The organism is Flavobacterium palustre (genome assembly GCF_014639535.1).
GTDB classification, from domain to species: Bacteria; Bacteroidota; Bacteroidia; order Flavobacteriales; family Flavobacteriaceae; genus Flavobacterium; species Flavobacterium palustre.
The window spans coordinates 201,550-215,894 of the sequence record NZ_BMGA01000001.1 but is presented as its reverse complement, the minus strand read 5'-3'; the positions used below and the strand labels follow the sequence as shown (position 1 = coordinate 215,894).

Genomic DNA, 14,345 nt, shown 5'->3' with positions numbered 1-14,345 from the left:
ATTAGGATTAGAACGGATAATTTATTCCAAAATTTAAAACCGAGTGTCCAAAGTTGTAATCTCTAAACCATTTTTTACCCGATTCTTCGGCAGGATTATAGGTTTTAAAACCAAAATCAAAGCGAACTACAAAGAAGTTTAAATCGTATCTAAGACCAAATCCAGAACCCAAGGCGATGTCTTTTAAGCTGGAAAAATTCTTAAAAGTTGATTTTTCATCGGTTACGTTGTCAAAAACATTCCAAATGTTTCCTGCATCGGCAAATAATGCGCCTTTTAAATCGCCTAGAATTTTAAATCTAAATTCGCCACTTACGGCAATTTTCATGTTGGCTTCATTAAAATCATTAGTGGCGCCGCTGCTTCCCGGACCCAGGCTGTAGGGTTGCCAGGCGCGATTGTCATTTGACCCTCCTGAGAAATAACTTCGGGAAAAAGGGATATAGTCAGAATTTCCAAAAGGGATGGCGATTCCAAAAAAGCTGCGTACAGCCAGTACTTTTTCGTGCTTTAAATCCCAGTGTTTGATGTAATCCAATTCGGTTTTAATGTATTCCGAATATTCCAGATTAAATAATTCACGATTTCCGTTTTGATTTCTGTTTATGTTTGTTGCATTTCCAATTAGAGATAATAAAGAACCTGCTGATTCGATTTTAGTTTTAAAAAGATAAAAATTATTGTCGGCTAAATCAGTTTTTGTTGTTTTGCTGAAACTAAAGTTGGTTGCAAGAATAAAATCGTTTTCCGTTAGTCGGACTCTTCTTTCTTCGATGCTTTTTACTTCATTAAAGTCATTTGTTGGTAAATTGGTTACTCCAGTTAAAACATCGTTGATAAATCCATTAGTTCCTGATTCGATAATCAGGTTGTTCTTGTCGTCAACATAGTCAGTGTTGGTGTTGTATGTTTTTCCTATTGTATTTAACGCATCATAAGAGGAGCCGTAAACATTAAAATAGTTTTGAGAATTTAAGTTTCTAACATACTGAATGTTAAAAAGGTCAAAACGTGCGGTGTTGTTCCTTTTGGGATTCCAATTGTATGAAAAAGTTCCGGTGAAATTTTCTTTGTCCAGTCCGATGTTTCTTTGTGTAGCATAACCAATACCGATTAGTGTGGATGGTATCATGCTTTTTGGGATGATTTTTTCGGTAGGAAAAGGCAAAAATATTCTGGGAAAATTCAGTTTAAAATCGACTCCGTACTCAGACACGTTAAAAAACTGGTTATTCGGATTGGCTAAATCTCTTGAAGAACCAATATTAGCACGGGTTGAAATTTCTAAAGTTTCGGCGCCATTAAAGATATTTCGAATACTTAATGAAGGACTAAATGAAATTCCGATGTCCTGAATATTGGAGTGGGTAAGGTCAAATGAAGCCTGGAAACTGTACTTTTTTCTGGGCGTCAGATAAATTTTTGCGATAAGCGAATTCTGAAGAGTATCTTTTTTATCTACTTCATATTGTATGCTCGGAGCGTTGAAAACTTTAAGATTGTTAAGGTATCTGGAGGTTAAAACTGTTTTATAATCGGCAAAAGAAGTTCCTTTAGTGATAAAAATAGCGTCGGTTATGGCGTGCGGTTTGTATCTTAATTTACCGCGGCTGTAAATATTAAAGTTTTGGTGCGAAATACTGTCGGTAATATTTTGTTTGCTGGTGTTAGGTAAATAATCGGTGTAGATGTCAACGCTGCTTATTTTGTATAATTTAAAAGATTCAGTTTTTGTTGAATCTTTATCCTGATAGCTATAATCGCTGATGTTTACAGTTACATCGGCTTTGTTTTTTTTGCCAATGGTATCAATGTCAAAAACAACCGCTGTGGGCTGAAAATAATAAGCACCGTGATTTCTGAAATAGCTTGCAATACGATTTTTTTCATCTGAAAAATCGATTGTTTTGTATTGATTTCCCGATTTAATTAGTGCGTTTTGCTTGCTGTTATTGTACAAAGAGTCTAAGGCAGGCGAACTGATATTGGTTTTTATCGAGTCTAAAATATAAGCTTTGTTAGAGGTAATATTGTATTTGATCTTTCCTCTTTTTAAACTCAGCGTGTCGTGCTCAAAATTAGCTTCGACATTAAAAAAGCCATTATTGAAAAAATAATATTGAAGGCGGGAAAGTGATTTTTGCGTTTTAGTCGAATCAATAATTACAGGAGCTTCTCCGGTTTTCTTTAAAAAATCATGAATACCATGGTACCAGAAAGATTGTCCCAGTCGATCCACCTGTTTTGCCGAAAGCCATTTGGATTTTCGTTCGTATTTACCGGGATTATTAGTGAATTTTGCCTGATAGGTGGAGTCCGGATTGAGATTGGCTAAATTGTATAGATGCAATCGCAAACGGTAACCGAGTAACTTACTGTTCGGTTTTTGATACAATTGGTTTGAGATGTCTTCGTCGTTGGTTTTTTTACCATTTACAAAAATTTGATTACTTGCAAGTAGTTGTTTGCCGTCAGGAACTCTTTTTTCGGCGTTACAGGCAGATATAATTATTCCTATTAGAATAAATAGTGATATTTTTGTCGAAATTTTTTTCAAGAGGTCTAAAATATTTAATTCAAAAGTACATATTTTTATGGTTAGTAAAAACCAAATAAAACTTATAACTAGTTTACAGCAAAAAAAGTATCGAATTAATAATCAATTATTTTTTGCTGAAGGTGTAAAAGTAATTCAGGAGCTTTTACAATCTAATTTTGAATTAGAACATTTATATACTACACAGTTTGATTTTGAAGAAGTTCCGGCTGCTAAAAAGTCATTAATCCATGAAAATGATTTAAAGAAAATAAGTGCATTAGCAACTCCTAATAGCTGTTTGGCTGTTTTTAAAATTCCTGTTCAAAAAGAAATTAATAATTCAGGTTTAATTATCGCATTGGATGATGTAAGAGATCCGGGAAATATGGGGACTATTTTGCGTTTGTGTGATTGGTTTGGAATTCAACAAGTAGTTTGTACTAAAGAAACAGTGGATATTTATAATCCTAAAGTAGTTCAGGCAACTATGGGATCCATAACCCGGGTAAATGTTAGTTATGTTGATTTATCCGAATATATTTCTGAAACTCAGTTGCCGGTTTTTGGGACTTTTATGGATGGCGAAAACATCTATAAAACAGCTTTACCTCAGGAAGGCATAATTATTATGGGAAATGAAGCGAACGGTATTTCAGAAGAAATTGAAAAAACAATCAAAAACCGACTTTCGATTCCCCGTTTTGGTGATTTGCAAAAAACAGAAAGTTTAAATGTAGCCACTGCTACTGCAATTATTTTAAGCGAATTTAAACGAAATTTAGCCTGATAATATTAATGGAAAGTAAAGTTAATAAAGATGGCTCTGCTTTTAAGTGATTCAATATTTCCGGTCCAGGGGCTATTAGGGTTATTGTCTCTGATGAGCTCGTCTTTAAGGCTGAAACAACCTCGGATGGAGGGAGAAAAGATAAAGTATTCAGAGAAAAAGTCAATACCGAATCCCAATTCATAATTGGTACTCCATGGTTTTACTCTGAATTTTTGTTGTTCATTATCGTCAATAGATTTCGAATTTCCTGATAAATTAAGTGTGGTTGATAATCCGCCCACAAGGTATGGACGAATGTTTCCGGTACGCAATGCGGAAAATTTTAATAACAAAGGAAAATGGATGTAAGTACTGTTTACTTCTCTGAGAGCATCAAGTTCTGTTGTGAAATTAGGATAATGAAGTGTTCTTTTAGTATAGTACAAGCCGGGTTCAAAACGAAGGTTGATGTATTCCTGAAGTTTTAAATCGGCAACAACGCCCACATTGAATCCGGTAGATTTTTCTACCTGAATGTCCGGTCCGACTGTTTTATAATCTATTTTAAAATCGAAGGAGTTAAAACCTAAATAGTATCCAAAATACAAACGCTGTTTTTGAAAATTTTCCAAATGAATAATGGGGTCTTTGCTAAACATACCTTTAGACTGTGAATATCCGTTCAAACACAGTGTAAGGAGTAAAATAAAGACGGCAATTTTTTTCATTTTCAATTTAACTTATTGTTTGGATGCAACATAAATGGTAGCAACTCCAAAAGTTTGCGGCATTGCTTTTACATCTATAAACCCAATTTTTCTTAAAATATTGTTCAATGCTTCGCCATAAGGAAAAGCGGCAGCCGATTCGGATAAATAACCATAAGCAACATTGTCTTTTGAGAATAATTTACCTATAATAGGAAGAATGTTGTTGCTGTAAAAATGATAACCTTGTTTGTATGGTGTTTTTTCAGGAACCGATGTTTCCAGAATGACAAAAGTTCCTCCGGGTTTTAATACACGCAATATTTCGGCTAATCCTTTTTCAAGATTCTCAAAATTTCGAACACCAAAAGCTACTGTGATAGCATCAAAGTGATGGTCAGGAAAAGGAATGTTTTCTGAATCTCCCAAAATCATTTCGATAGTGTTGGATAGGTTTTTTTGAGCAATTTTTTTTACTCCTACTTCCAGCATTCCTGCTGAGATGTCTAAGCCTGTAATTTGTCTGGCATTGGTATTTGCCATTAAAATAGCTAAATCGCCAGTTCCTGTTGCTATATCTAATATGGTTTCAGGATTTGTGTCGGCAACTATTTTTAAAACTTTTTTTCTCCATTTTACGTCAATGCCAAAAGAAATAACACGGTTCAGATTGTCGTAGTTTCCGGAAATAGTATCAAACATTTTAGCTACCTGTTCTTTTTTGCCTAATTCCGAGTCTTTATAAGGGGTGATGTTTTTTGACATTTTTTAAATTTTGACAAATATACTATAATGGATTTTAAGTTGAAACTGAAATTAATTTTCAATTGTAATTGCTTTTATTTTGAGAATTTATAATTGAAAAAATCACGGAAAGTGGGTATTGTGATGTAAGATTATTATTCTCAATTTTACCAAATGAATTTACTTGTGATGGATAATAAGGAATTAATGGTTCAACTCAGATGGTTGTTTTTTGCGTTGGCAATATCATTTGTTCTTGTGATTTGTTTTGACGGTGCTGTTTTGTTTAAAAACGGTACTTTAAAAGAAGCGCAAAATACGTTCTTAGGATTCAATTTATTTTTGGAAATTTTCATTTTCATTTCCTTTACTACCTTTGTGGTATTTGGTATTAAAGGGTGTTTCGAGATGTTTTCTCGAAAGATTGCAAATAGAATCATTTTCGTTTCGGGAATGGGATTGCTATTTGCTAATTTGGTGTTAGTGTGTCAATTTATTTTTCAAGACTAGAACTGTTTCCTTATTGTTGTTGCAATTTAAAGACATTAAAAAAGCCATTCGAATCCGAATGGCTTTTGTTTTTTGTAATTAAGGGATTATAATCCGAATGCTGTTTTAATCTGCTCAACATAGTCCAGTTTTTCCCATGTAAACAATTCTACAGTTACTGTTTTTTCATCGCCTCCCGGAGCTGAGAAAGTTTTTGTAACCACTTCCGGTGTACGTCCCATGTGTCCGTAAGCGGCAGTTTCACTATAGATAGGGTTTCTTAATTTTAAACGTTGCTCGATAAAATAAGGACGCATATCAAAAATAGCTTCTACTTTTTTAGCAATTTCACCATCGGTTAGATTTACTTTTGCTTTGCCATAAGTATTTACAAAAATACCCATTGGTTCGGCAACTCCAATAGCGTAAGAAACCTGAACTAAAATTTCGTCAGCAACTCCTGCGGCTACTAAGTTTTTAGCAATATGACGTGTTGCATAAGCAGCACTTCTGTCTACTTTACTTGGATCTTTTCCTGAGAAAGCACCACCACCATGAGCTCCTTTTCCGCCATAAGTATCTACGATAATTTTTCTTCCTGTTAGACCGGTATCTCCGTGAGGGCCTCCAATAACGAATTTTCCTGTAGGATTGATGTGGTAGTTAATTTTATCGTTGAATAAATGGGCGTGTTCCGGATTTTTAGCGATAATTCTTGGAATCAAAATTTCAACAATATCTTTTTTGATTTTAGCAAGCATTGCGGCTTCTTCGTCAAAATCGTCATGTTGAGTCGAGATTACAATGGTATCAATACGTGTAGGTATGTTGTCATCGCTGTATTCAAGGGTAACCTGAGATTTTGCATCCGGACGTAAATAAGTGATTTCGTTATTTTCACGTCTTAAAGCTGCTAATTCTTTTAAAAGTTTGTGTGATAAATCAAGTGCCAACGGCATGTAGTTTTCGGTTTCATTAGTAGCATAACCAAACATCATTCCCTGGTCACCGGCACCTTGTTCTTCAGGACTTTTTCTGTCAACTCCTTGATTAATATCAGCTGATTGTTCATGAATAGCTGAAAGAACACCGCATGAATTAGCTTCAAACATGTATTCGCTTTTCGTGTATCCGATTTTTTTGATTACATCACGAGCAATTTGCTGAACGTCTAAATACGTATTGGATTTTACTTCTCCTGCCAAAATAACCTGACCGGTAGTTACTAAAGTCTCGCAAGCTACTTTTGAGTCAGCATCAAATGCCAGAAAATTATCAATTAATGCATCTGAAATTTGATCTGCAATTTTATCCGGATGTCCTTCGCTCACAGATTCTGACGTAAATAAATAGGCCATAATATATAATTTGTTTAAAATTAGGCGAGGAAAATGAATTGCAAAAAAAAGACTAAAGGAGGGTTTCTGCTTTAGCATTTTTTTCTACTGAAATTTTTCAGTATTCATAATGATTTTGTTTCATTATGAAGAGGTTGCAATCAGTTCAAATTTTTCCTCTTGTATTTTGAGGTGCAAAGGTATGAAACCATTTTCGAAATGTAAATTAATCTGAGCTAATTTTTTTAATTAAAAAATACAAGTGTTTGGTTAGTTTATGAAAGTTTGAAATTCTTCAGAAAAAAATGAAATTGTCTGTGTGTGTATTAGGTGTTTTTTAAAACATTATAATGATTTTAATTTAAACTACAGTTAACATTGGATTTGGATTTCTGTTATATCTTTGAAACATCAAATCAGGAGAGCGGAATGGAGTTAATTTTTTAAATTATCTTGGAGAAAAGGCTTTTTTTTTGATTTGTTTTTTAGGTCTGAGTCAAAAAATGATGTTAAAAAGCATAAAGAACTGTTAATTAATGCGATTAACTCAATTTTTTTAAAAAAAATAATGAGTCATAAATATTAATTTGTATATTTGTGACTCTAAACAAAAACAAGAAATGAATTTTATTATTTGTAAAAAATCAATGGTTAAAGCGAAAGAAATCGACGGGAGTGCGATAGCTTAATTTTTTTATTCAAATAAGATTAAAAATATAGCAAAAGCCTCCCGAGAAATCAGGAGGCTTTTTTGTTAAAACACAAATAATTAAAAATTCAATTACAATTAAAATTACAATGATTACTATTACTATTAAGAACAATAAGCAGTTTACTACAGTCTCTATGTCTTGCGCAAAGTTACTGGTCTGTTGATTTCCAAAAGTATCGTTTATAAGTAGATAAACCCTTTTGGTACAGTAACCAAAAGGGTTTTTTTATAGAAAATAAATTCAAAATAATAACAAACAATAAAGTTAAATTAATTAAATTCAAACATCATGAGCACAAAAAGAATGATTACAAGGGCGTTAGAACTTATAAGGAACATAAGGAGTACTAACATTGAGAAAAAAGAAAATAGAGTAGAATTGACAAATGCCAGATTTGGTATTAATTTAGATCCAAATTTTAAAGATCAAAAGAAAGCAGTCAATTCATTAACGTTTATGATGTATTCTAAAGAAAATGAAACACTGTTCATCTAAGTATAGTTTTGTAAATATAGGTTTCAAACGCAGGTGATTTCTGGATTTTGTGTTCAGTGATGACTTGCGTTTGTTTGTTATGTTACCGCTGGTTTTAATCTATAATCAGCAAAATTTGTTTGTTTGAAAAAATAGTGGTTACTTTGCCACTTTAAAGTTCGTAAGCATATTGAAATGTTATAAAGAAAGGACGAGGGATTAGACCCGATGATGCCTTAGCAACCCTTCGATTGTCGAAGAAGGTGCTACATTCTATCCGCCACGGCGGAAAAGATAACAATGTAAATCTTCTAGTTTATTGAACTTTCTTTTTAATATTTCCATAATCAATCCTATATTAAAGATTTGAAATTGGAAAATAAACCCAATCACATTATAATTCAAAATTTCACTACCGAGAGTGGTGCATTATATCCTGTTTTAAATTTAAGCTACCAGATTTTTGGTCCTGAATTGAATACAGCGCCTGTTGTTTTGGTTAATCACGCATTGACTGGAAATTCTCAGGTTATTGGTCCGTCAGGATGGTGGAATGACTTAATTGGAGAAAATAAAACTATTGATACTAATAAATATTCTATTCTGGCTTTTAATGTTCCGGGAAATGGATACGATGGCACAATTGTAGAAAACTATTTGGATTTTACTGCCAGAGATATTGCAAGGCTTTTTATTGAAGGAGTAAAGTATCTTAAAATTCAACAATTGTATGCTATTATCGGAGGCTCAGTAGGAGGTGGAATTGCCTGGGAGATGATTGCTTTAGAACCTAAGTTGGCTTTACATTTAATTCCTATTGCTACCGATTGGAAGTCGACCGATTGGTTGATAGCCAATTGTTTTTTACAGGAACAAATTTTGAAAAATTCGTCAAATCCTATTGAAGATGCCCGTATTCATGCAATGCTGTGTTACAGAACACCGGAATCTTTTAAGATGAAATTTGATCGAACTATTAATGAGGAATTAGCGATATTTAATATCGAAAGTTGGCTGCTTCATCACGGGAAAAAATTGCAAAAACGTTTTCAATTGGCATCTTATAAAATGATGAATCAATTATTAAAAACGATTGATGTAACCAGAAACAGAGATTCTTTCGAAGTTTTTGCTTCAAAAATTGAAGCAACAATTCATATAATTGGTATAAATTCAGATTTGTTTTTTACCGCAAAAGAAAATAAAGACACTTATCAGGAATTAAAAAAACATCAGGTGAATGTTTTTTATAAAGAAATAGAATCCATTCACGGACACGATGCTTTCCTGATTGAGTTTGAACAATTAAACAACTTACTTGCTCCTATTTTTTAGTAGCAACACAAAATACAATTGAAATGAAAATATTAAAATTTGGAGGTAAATCTTTATCGAATGGTGAAGGAATCAATAAAGTTGTTTCTATAATAGCTGATAAAGTAAATCAAGGAGAGGAAATTGCTGTTGTGGTTTCGGCGCGTGGAAATGCAACCGATGAACTGGAAGAAATTTTGGGAGTAGCTGCTAAAAACGGCGATTATAAAGTTTTGCTTGAAAAATTCAAACAATACCAGCAGGATGATTATGCTAAAGTGGACTTGTCTGAAGAATTTGCTGTTTTGGATAAATTATACGAAGGTGTAAGCTTGATAGGAGATTATAGTTCAAAAATCAAAGACCAAATTCTTTCGGTTGGGGAATTGCTTTCGGCTAAATTATTGACTGCAATTTTGATTGAAAAAGGAATCAATGCCAAGTTTGCCGATTCCAGAATTTTTCTAAAAACCGATTCAAAATTTGGTGACGCACAACCATTAGAACAGGTTTCCAAGAAAAATGTCATTCAGTATTTTAAAGAAAATGCCAATTTTGTAAATATCGTTACCGGTTTTATAGGTTCCAATATTAATAATGTTACCACTACTTTAGGACGTAACGGAAGTAATTATACGGCTTCTTTATTGGCAAATTATTTGAATGCCAAAGAACTTCAGAATTACACCCACGTTGATGGGATTTATACCGCTAATCCGGATTTAGTAGCCGATGCAAAAAAAATTGACCATTTGACTTTTAATGAAGCGAATGAGTTGGCTAATTTTGGAGCTACCATTTTACATGCTAAAACCATCATTCCATTGATAGAGAAAAATATTCCTTTGCGAATATTAAATACTTTCAATCATGAAAATGAAGGGACATTAATTACATCGACTTCAAAATCCGGTGGAATTAAAACGCTTTCGGTTTTAGAAAATCTGGCTTTAGTAAATCTTGAAGGTAGAGGATTACTGGGAAAAACAGGAGTAGATGCCCGTATTTTTAAAGTAATGGGGGATAATAATATCAGTGTAAGTATTATTTCTCAGGGATCTTCCGAAAGAGGGATTGGTTTAGTAGTGGCCGAATCGCAGGCTACTAAAGCAATGATAGAATTGGAAAAAGAATTCGAAAATGATTTTTATTCTAAGGATGTCAACAAAATTTCGGTAACCGATGATGTTTCGGTAATTTCAATTATCGGGCAGGATTTAAGTACGTTTCACAAGCCTTATACCGCTTTAATTAGAAATAAAATTATTCCAATTTTATTCAATAATACTGTTACGGGTAAAAATGTGAGTTTGGTTGTTAAGAAACACGAACTTAATAAAGCTTTAAACGTAATTCACGGAGAGATTTTTGGAGTTTCTAAAAAAATCAATATTGCCATTTTTGGTCATGGATTAGTGGGAGGAACTTTGATTAATCAAATTTTAGAATCTGCTAAGGCTATAGAGAAAAGAAAGGATATTAAACTTAATATTTTTGCTATTGCCAATTCTAAAAATGTATTACTGAATAAAGATGGCGTAACACCAAACTGGATAAACGAAATCCAGACGAATGGATTTTCATATACAATCAAAGATGTTATCGCTTATGCTAATGAGCATCATTTAGCGAATTTAATTGCGGTGGACAACACAGCCAGTGCCGCATTTGTAGAAAATTATATTCCATTGGTTGAAAATGGATTTGATTTGATTTCCTCGAATAAAGTAGCCAATACGTTGAGTTATGGTTTCTATAAAGAACTGAGAAAGGTATTGGTAGAAAATCAAAAGAATTATTTGTACGAAACCAATGTGGGAGCGGGATTACCGTTGATTGATACAATAAAATTATTACATCTTTCGGGTGAAAATATTACTAAGATTAAAGGTGTTTTCTCTGGAACATTGAGTTATTTATTCAATAATTTCTCTGCTAAAGACGTTCCGTTTAGTGATATTTTGAAAGAAGCGATTGATAATGGTTATACCGAACCGGATCCTCGTGAGGATTTATGCGGAAATGACGTAGGTAGAAAATTATTGATTTTGGCCAGAGAATTGGACTTGCAAAATGAATTTGAAGAAATTGCTATTCAGAATTTAATTCCGGAGCATTTACGAGAAGGAAGTGCCGCTGATTTCCTGACAAAATTAAAAGAGTTCGACCCAATTTATACGAAGATAAAAGAGGAACAAAAACCAAATCACGTGCTGCGTTACATAGGTGAATTATCAGGTGATTTGCAGAATGACAAAGGAATATTAGAAGTGAAATTAGTTTCGGTTCCTTCAGATACGGCTTTAGGCGGATTAAAAGGTTCGGATTCTTTCTTTGAAATTTATACGGAATCTTACGGAGACCGACCTATTGTAATTCAGGGAGCCGGAGCGGGTTCTGCTGTAACGGCAAGAGGTGTTTTTGGAGATATCCTGAGATTGTCCGATAAAGGATAAGATTTTAGCAAATGGTATTTATAACGCAATTCATATATGTAATCGAAGGACAGGAAGAGGTTTTTCAGCAGTTTGAAAATATTGCTATTCCAACGATTTTGAGATACAACGGACAATTATTATTTCGGGTGCGTCCGGATGAAAAGAATTATATTGAGAGCAATATAGAGAAACCTTATGAAATTCATTTGGTGGAGTTTGCTTCTGAAGAAGATTTTGAGAATTTTAAGAAGGATGAAGAGCGAAAAAAGTTTCTTCATTTGAAAGAACAGTCCATAAAATCGGTTTTGTCGATAAAAGGAACTAAACTTTGATAATAAAAGGTAAAAAATAAAAACAGCACAATGAAAATAACATTAGACAGAGTTAACGAAAACTTCCACTTTCAATTGAAAAATGAAAGAGGACATATAGTAAATGTAGATGCGCGTCCTGATTTTGGAGGAAATGATATGGGGCCAAGCCCAATGGAATTAGTTTTGATGGGGGTTGCAGGATGTAGCGGAATTGATATGATTTCGATTCTAAAAAAACAACGTCAGGAAATTACTTCTTTTAAAGCTGAGGTAGAAGGAGAGCGTGTTCAGGTAGGAGAAGCAAAACCTTTCAAAAATATTTATGTAGTATTTTCTTTGGAAGGCAATATCAAAGAAGACAAAGCGGCAAAAGCAGCGCAATTGTCTTTTGAAAAATATTGCTCGGTTTCTAAAACGGTAGAGCCTACTGCGACTATTCATTACAAAGTAATTTTGAACGGAGTAGAATTAGCGAAATAATTAAGAATATAAAAAATAAAGATTAAACTGGTTTTTCATATAGTTTAGTCAGTGAAATTTAAAACAATATGAATTTGTGCTAATTTGTGCAATTTGTGTTAAAAAATAAAAAAAAAATGGACGAACAAGAATTTGGTTTTGAAACCCAAGCAATACGTACACATATAGACAGATCGCAATATCAGGAACACTCAACTCCTTTGTTTTTATCTTCAAGTTTTGTTTTTGAAGATGCTGAGGATATGAGAGCTTCTTTTACGGAAGAAAAAGTACGTAATATCTATAGTCGTTTTTCTAATCCAAACACGACCGAGTTTGTAGATAAGGTTTGTGCTATGGAAGGAGCTGAAGCAGGTTATGCTTTTGCTACCGGAATGGCAGCGATCTATTCTACTTTCGCGGCTTTGTTAAGTTCAGGTGATCATATTGTTTCTGCCGGAAGTGTTTTTGGTTCTACGCATGCGTTGTTTATGACTTATTTTCCAAAATGGAATATTACCACTTCTTATTTTGATATTAATCAGCCGGAAACAATTGAAAGTTTTATTCAACCGAATTCTAAAATTTTATATGTTGAAACACCTACAAATCCAGGTGTTGATGTGATTGATTTGGAATTGTTAGGTGAGATTGCTAAAAAACACAATTTGATTTTGGTTGTGGATAACTGTTTTGCAACGCCTTATATTCAGCAGCCTATAAAATATGGTGCTCACATTGTGGTACATTCAGCAACGAAGTTGATGGATGGTCAGGGAAGAGTTTTAGGCGGAGTTGCAGTAGGTCAAGCCGATTTGATTCGCCAGATTTATCTTTTCTCCAGAAATACAGGTCCGGCAATGTCACCATTCAATGCCTGGGTGTTGTCTAAAAGTATGGAAACTTTGGCTATTCGTGTAGATAGACATTGTGAAAATGCGTTGAAAGTAGCCGAGTTTTTGGAAAGTCACCCCAATGTAAACAGCGTGAAATATCCTTTCCTGAAATCACATCCTAAATATGAAGTGGCTAAAAAGCAAATGCTTTTAGGAGGAAACATTATTGCTTTTGAAATTAAAGGAGGTATTGAAGCCGGTAGAGCATTTTTGGATAAAATAAAATTATGTTCACTTTCGGCTAATATTGGAGATGCAAAAACGATTGTGACGCATCCTGCTTCTACAACGCATAGTAAGTTATCAATCGAAGAAAAATTAGCGGTTGGTATTACCGAAGGTTTGGTACGTGTTTCTGTAGGTTTAGAAACTGTAAAAGACGTAATTGCCGATTTAGAGCAGGCGCTTTCTTAGTAAGATGGCTTTATAAATATAAAAGGGTTAGCTTGTTTTGCTAACCCTTTTTTGTTTGGTTCATTTTTATTTTAAAAATACGCTGATACCAGCATTTGCAACAAAAGCACCGGAATTTATTTTTACACCATCATTTTTGAATGAATAGTTAGTATAGCCTAAACCTAAATCAAGTGCTATATTTTCCGTGATTAAGAAAATTAAACCTCCATTAGCTGTCCAAACAAAACCATCATTTTTGGTTTCCGAGCTCGAAAAAAGAATGTCTCCGGATGAATTATACATTGTGTAATTATTCTTGTTTTTAGTATTTGCAAATCCGACTCCTGTATTTAAATAAGGTCTTGTTTTTCCTTCGGAAAAGAAATAGGTTACATTCGGAATGATAGAAAGTGTTGTTTGTTTTTCTTTAGTTCCATTTGTAAATGTTGGATCGTAAGGAGATTCAATTTCTGTTCCGGCTTTTATTTTAGTCGTAGATGTTTTGTAATCTAACGCTAATCCAAGTGCTAAATTATCAACAATAAAATAACCAGCATTAGGCGAGATAGTAAAAGTATTTGTTTTTGAACCATCAAAGGTTTGTCCTTGAGCTTTGTATTTTATAGTATTGGAGGTGAAACCTAAATTAGTTTTTCCGCTGATAAAAAATGAGCCTTTTTCTGTTTGTGCCGAGATTACGCCAAAAAAGGCAAGAGATGCTGCTAAAAATAGTTTTTTCATTTTGGTTTGATTAAA

The 14,345-nt window shown here is 33.5% G+C and carries 13 protein-coding genes and 1 riboswitch; of the genes, 8 read left to right on the top strand and 5 right to left on the bottom strand.

Annotation, left to right across the window (positions count from 1 at the left end; all coding sequences use genetic code 11):
• Positions 1–7 precede the first annotated feature (7 nt).
• Complete coding sequence (gene tamL / locus IEV84_RS01015; RefSeq protein WP_188491561.1) at positions 8–2,557, bottom strand: translocation and assembly module lipoprotein TamL; 2,550 nt, start codon at positions 2,555–2,557, stop codon at positions 8–10.
• Between the two features lie 37 nt (positions 2,558–2,594).
• Between tamL and IEV84_RS01010 the strand changes: the two genes are divergently transcribed.
• The gene (locus IEV84_RS01010) at positions 2,595–3,326 is read left to right on the top strand and encodes a TrmH family RNA methyltransferase (RefSeq protein WP_188491559.1); all 732 of its coding nucleotides are present in this window, start codon (positions 2,595–2,597) and stop codon (positions 3,324–3,326) included.
• Positions 3,327–3,331: 5 nt separating this feature from the next.
• Here IEV84_RS01010 and porT read toward each other — a convergent pair whose 3' ends face one another.
• Together porT and ubiE are read right to left on the bottom strand one after the other, a co-directional pair.
• Entirely contained in the window at positions 3,332–4,036 is a 705-nt protein-coding gene (gene porT, locus IEV84_RS01005; RefSeq protein ID WP_188491557.1) for a type IX secretion/gliding motility protein PorT/SprT, read from the bottom strand.
• Between the two features lie 12 nt (positions 4,037–4,048).
• A complete protein-coding gene (gene ubiE, locus IEV84_RS01000; RefSeq protein ID WP_188491555.1) occupies positions 4,049–4,780 on the bottom strand; it encodes a bifunctional demethylmenaquinone methyltransferase/2-methoxy-6-polyprenyl-1,4-benzoquinol methylase UbiE in 732 nt (243 codons plus the stop codon).
• Between the two features lie 168 nt (positions 4,781–4,948).
• On the opposite strand from ubiE, the gene IEV84_RS00995 reads away from it, so the two are divergent.
• A complete protein-coding gene (locus IEV84_RS00995) occupies positions 4,949–5,269 on the top strand; it encodes a hypothetical protein (RefSeq protein ID WP_229732558.1) in 321 nt (106 codons plus the stop codon).
• Between the two features lie 86 nt (positions 5,270–5,355).
• On the opposite strand, the gene metK is transcribed toward IEV84_RS00995, so the two are convergent.
• On the bottom strand, positions 5,356–6,606 hold the full coding sequence (gene metK / locus IEV84_RS00990) for a methionine adenosyltransferase (protein WP_188491553.1): 1,251 nt from the start codon (positions 6,604–6,606) through the stop codon (positions 5,356–5,358).
• Between the two features lie 995 nt (positions 6,607–7,601).
• On the opposite strand from metK, the gene IEV84_RS00985 reads away from it, so the two are divergent.
• The 6 genes from IEV84_RS00985 to IEV84_RS00960 all read left to right on the top strand — a co-directional run bounded on the left by IEV84_RS00985 (position 7,602) and on the right by IEV84_RS00960 (position 13,607).
• A complete protein-coding gene (locus IEV84_RS00985) occupies positions 7,602–7,793 on the top strand; it encodes a hypothetical protein (RefSeq protein ID WP_188492995.1) in 192 nt (63 codons plus the stop codon).
• A 174-nt stretch (positions 7,794–7,967) separates the two neighbouring features.
• Positions 7,968–8,073: riboswitch (SAM riboswitch) on the top strand.
• A 71-nt stretch (positions 8,074–8,144) separates the two neighbouring features.
• Positions 8,145–9,107 (top strand): alpha/beta fold hydrolase, encoded by a 963-nt coding sequence (locus IEV84_RS00980; protein WP_229732556.1) that lies wholly within the window; start codon positions 8,145–8,147, stop codon positions 9,105–9,107.
• 23 nt (positions 9,108–9,130) lie between these two features.
• Positions 9,131–11,542: a bifunctional aspartate kinase/homoserine dehydrogenase I gene (thrA, locus tag IEV84_RS00975; RefSeq protein ID WP_188491549.1), complete on the top strand. Its 2,412-nt coding sequence runs from the start codon at positions 9,131–9,133 to the stop codon at positions 11,540–11,542.
• Between the two features lie 11 nt (positions 11,543–11,553).
• Positions 11,554–11,856: a DUF1330 domain-containing protein gene (locus IEV84_RS00970; RefSeq protein WP_188491547.1), complete on the top strand. Its 303-nt coding sequence runs from the start codon at positions 11,554–11,556 to the stop codon at positions 11,854–11,856.
• A 30-nt stretch (positions 11,857–11,886) separates the two neighbouring features.
• Entirely contained in the window at positions 11,887–12,318 is a 432-nt protein-coding gene (locus tag IEV84_RS00965; RefSeq protein WP_055094582.1) for an OsmC family protein, read from the top strand.
• Positions 12,319–12,434: 116 nt separating this feature from the next.
• Positions 12,435–13,607: a trans-sulfuration enzyme family protein gene (locus tag IEV84_RS00960; protein WP_188491545.1), complete on the top strand. Its 1,173-nt coding sequence runs from the start codon at positions 12,435–12,437 to the stop codon at positions 13,605–13,607.
• Between the two features lie 66 nt (positions 13,608–13,673).
• Here IEV84_RS00960 and IEV84_RS00955 read toward each other — a convergent pair whose 3' ends face one another.
• The gene (locus IEV84_RS00955) at positions 13,674–14,330 is read right to left on the bottom strand and encodes an outer membrane protein (protein ID WP_188491544.1); all 657 of its coding nucleotides are present in this window, start codon (positions 14,328–14,330) and stop codon (positions 13,674–13,676) included.
• Positions 14,331–14,345 lie beyond the last annotated feature (15 nt).

Excerpts from the sequence above, each read along its gene's own strand:
- IEV84_RS00985 (WP_188492995.1), top strand. The coding sequence starts at position 7,602 with ATGATTACAAGGGCGTTAGAACTTATAAGGAACATAAGGAGTACTAAC.
- thrA (WP_188491549.1), top strand. The coding sequence starts at position 9,131 with ATGAAAATATTAAAATTTGGAGGTAAATCTTTATCGAATGGTGAAGGA.
- porT (WP_188491557.1), bottom strand. The coding sequence starts at position 4,036 with ATGAAAAAAATTGCCGTCTTTATTTTACTCCTTACACTGTGTTTGAAC.
- IEV84_RS00955 (WP_188491544.1), bottom strand. The coding sequence starts at position 14,330 with ATGAAAAAACTATTTTTAGCAGCATCTCTTGCCTTTTTTGGCGTAATC.
- IEV84_RS00965 (WP_055094582.1), top strand. The coding sequence starts at position 11,887 with ATGAAAATAACATTAGACAGAGTTAACGAAAACTTCCACTTTCAATTG.
- IEV84_RS01010 (WP_188491559.1), top strand. The coding sequence starts at position 2,595 with ATGGTTAGTAAAAACCAAATAAAACTTATAACTAGTTTACAGCAAAAA.
- IEV84_RS00960 (WP_188491545.1), top strand. The coding sequence starts at position 12,435 with ATGGACGAACAAGAATTTGGTTTTGAAACCCAAGCAATACGTACACAT.
- metK (WP_188491553.1), bottom strand. The coding sequence starts at position 6,606 with ATGGCCTATTTATTTACGTCAGAATCTGTGAGCGAAGGACATCCGGAT.
- IEV84_RS00970 (WP_188491547.1), top strand. The coding sequence starts at position 11,554 with ATGGTATTTATAACGCAATTCATATATGTAATCGAAGGACAGGAAGAG.
- IEV84_RS00995 (WP_229732558.1), top strand. The coding sequence starts at position 4,949 with ATGGATAATAAGGAATTAATGGTTCAACTCAGATGGTTGTTTTTTGCG.
- ubiE (WP_188491555.1), bottom strand. The coding sequence starts at position 4,780 with ATGTCAAAAAACATCACCCCTTATAAAGACTCGGAATTAGGCAAAAAA.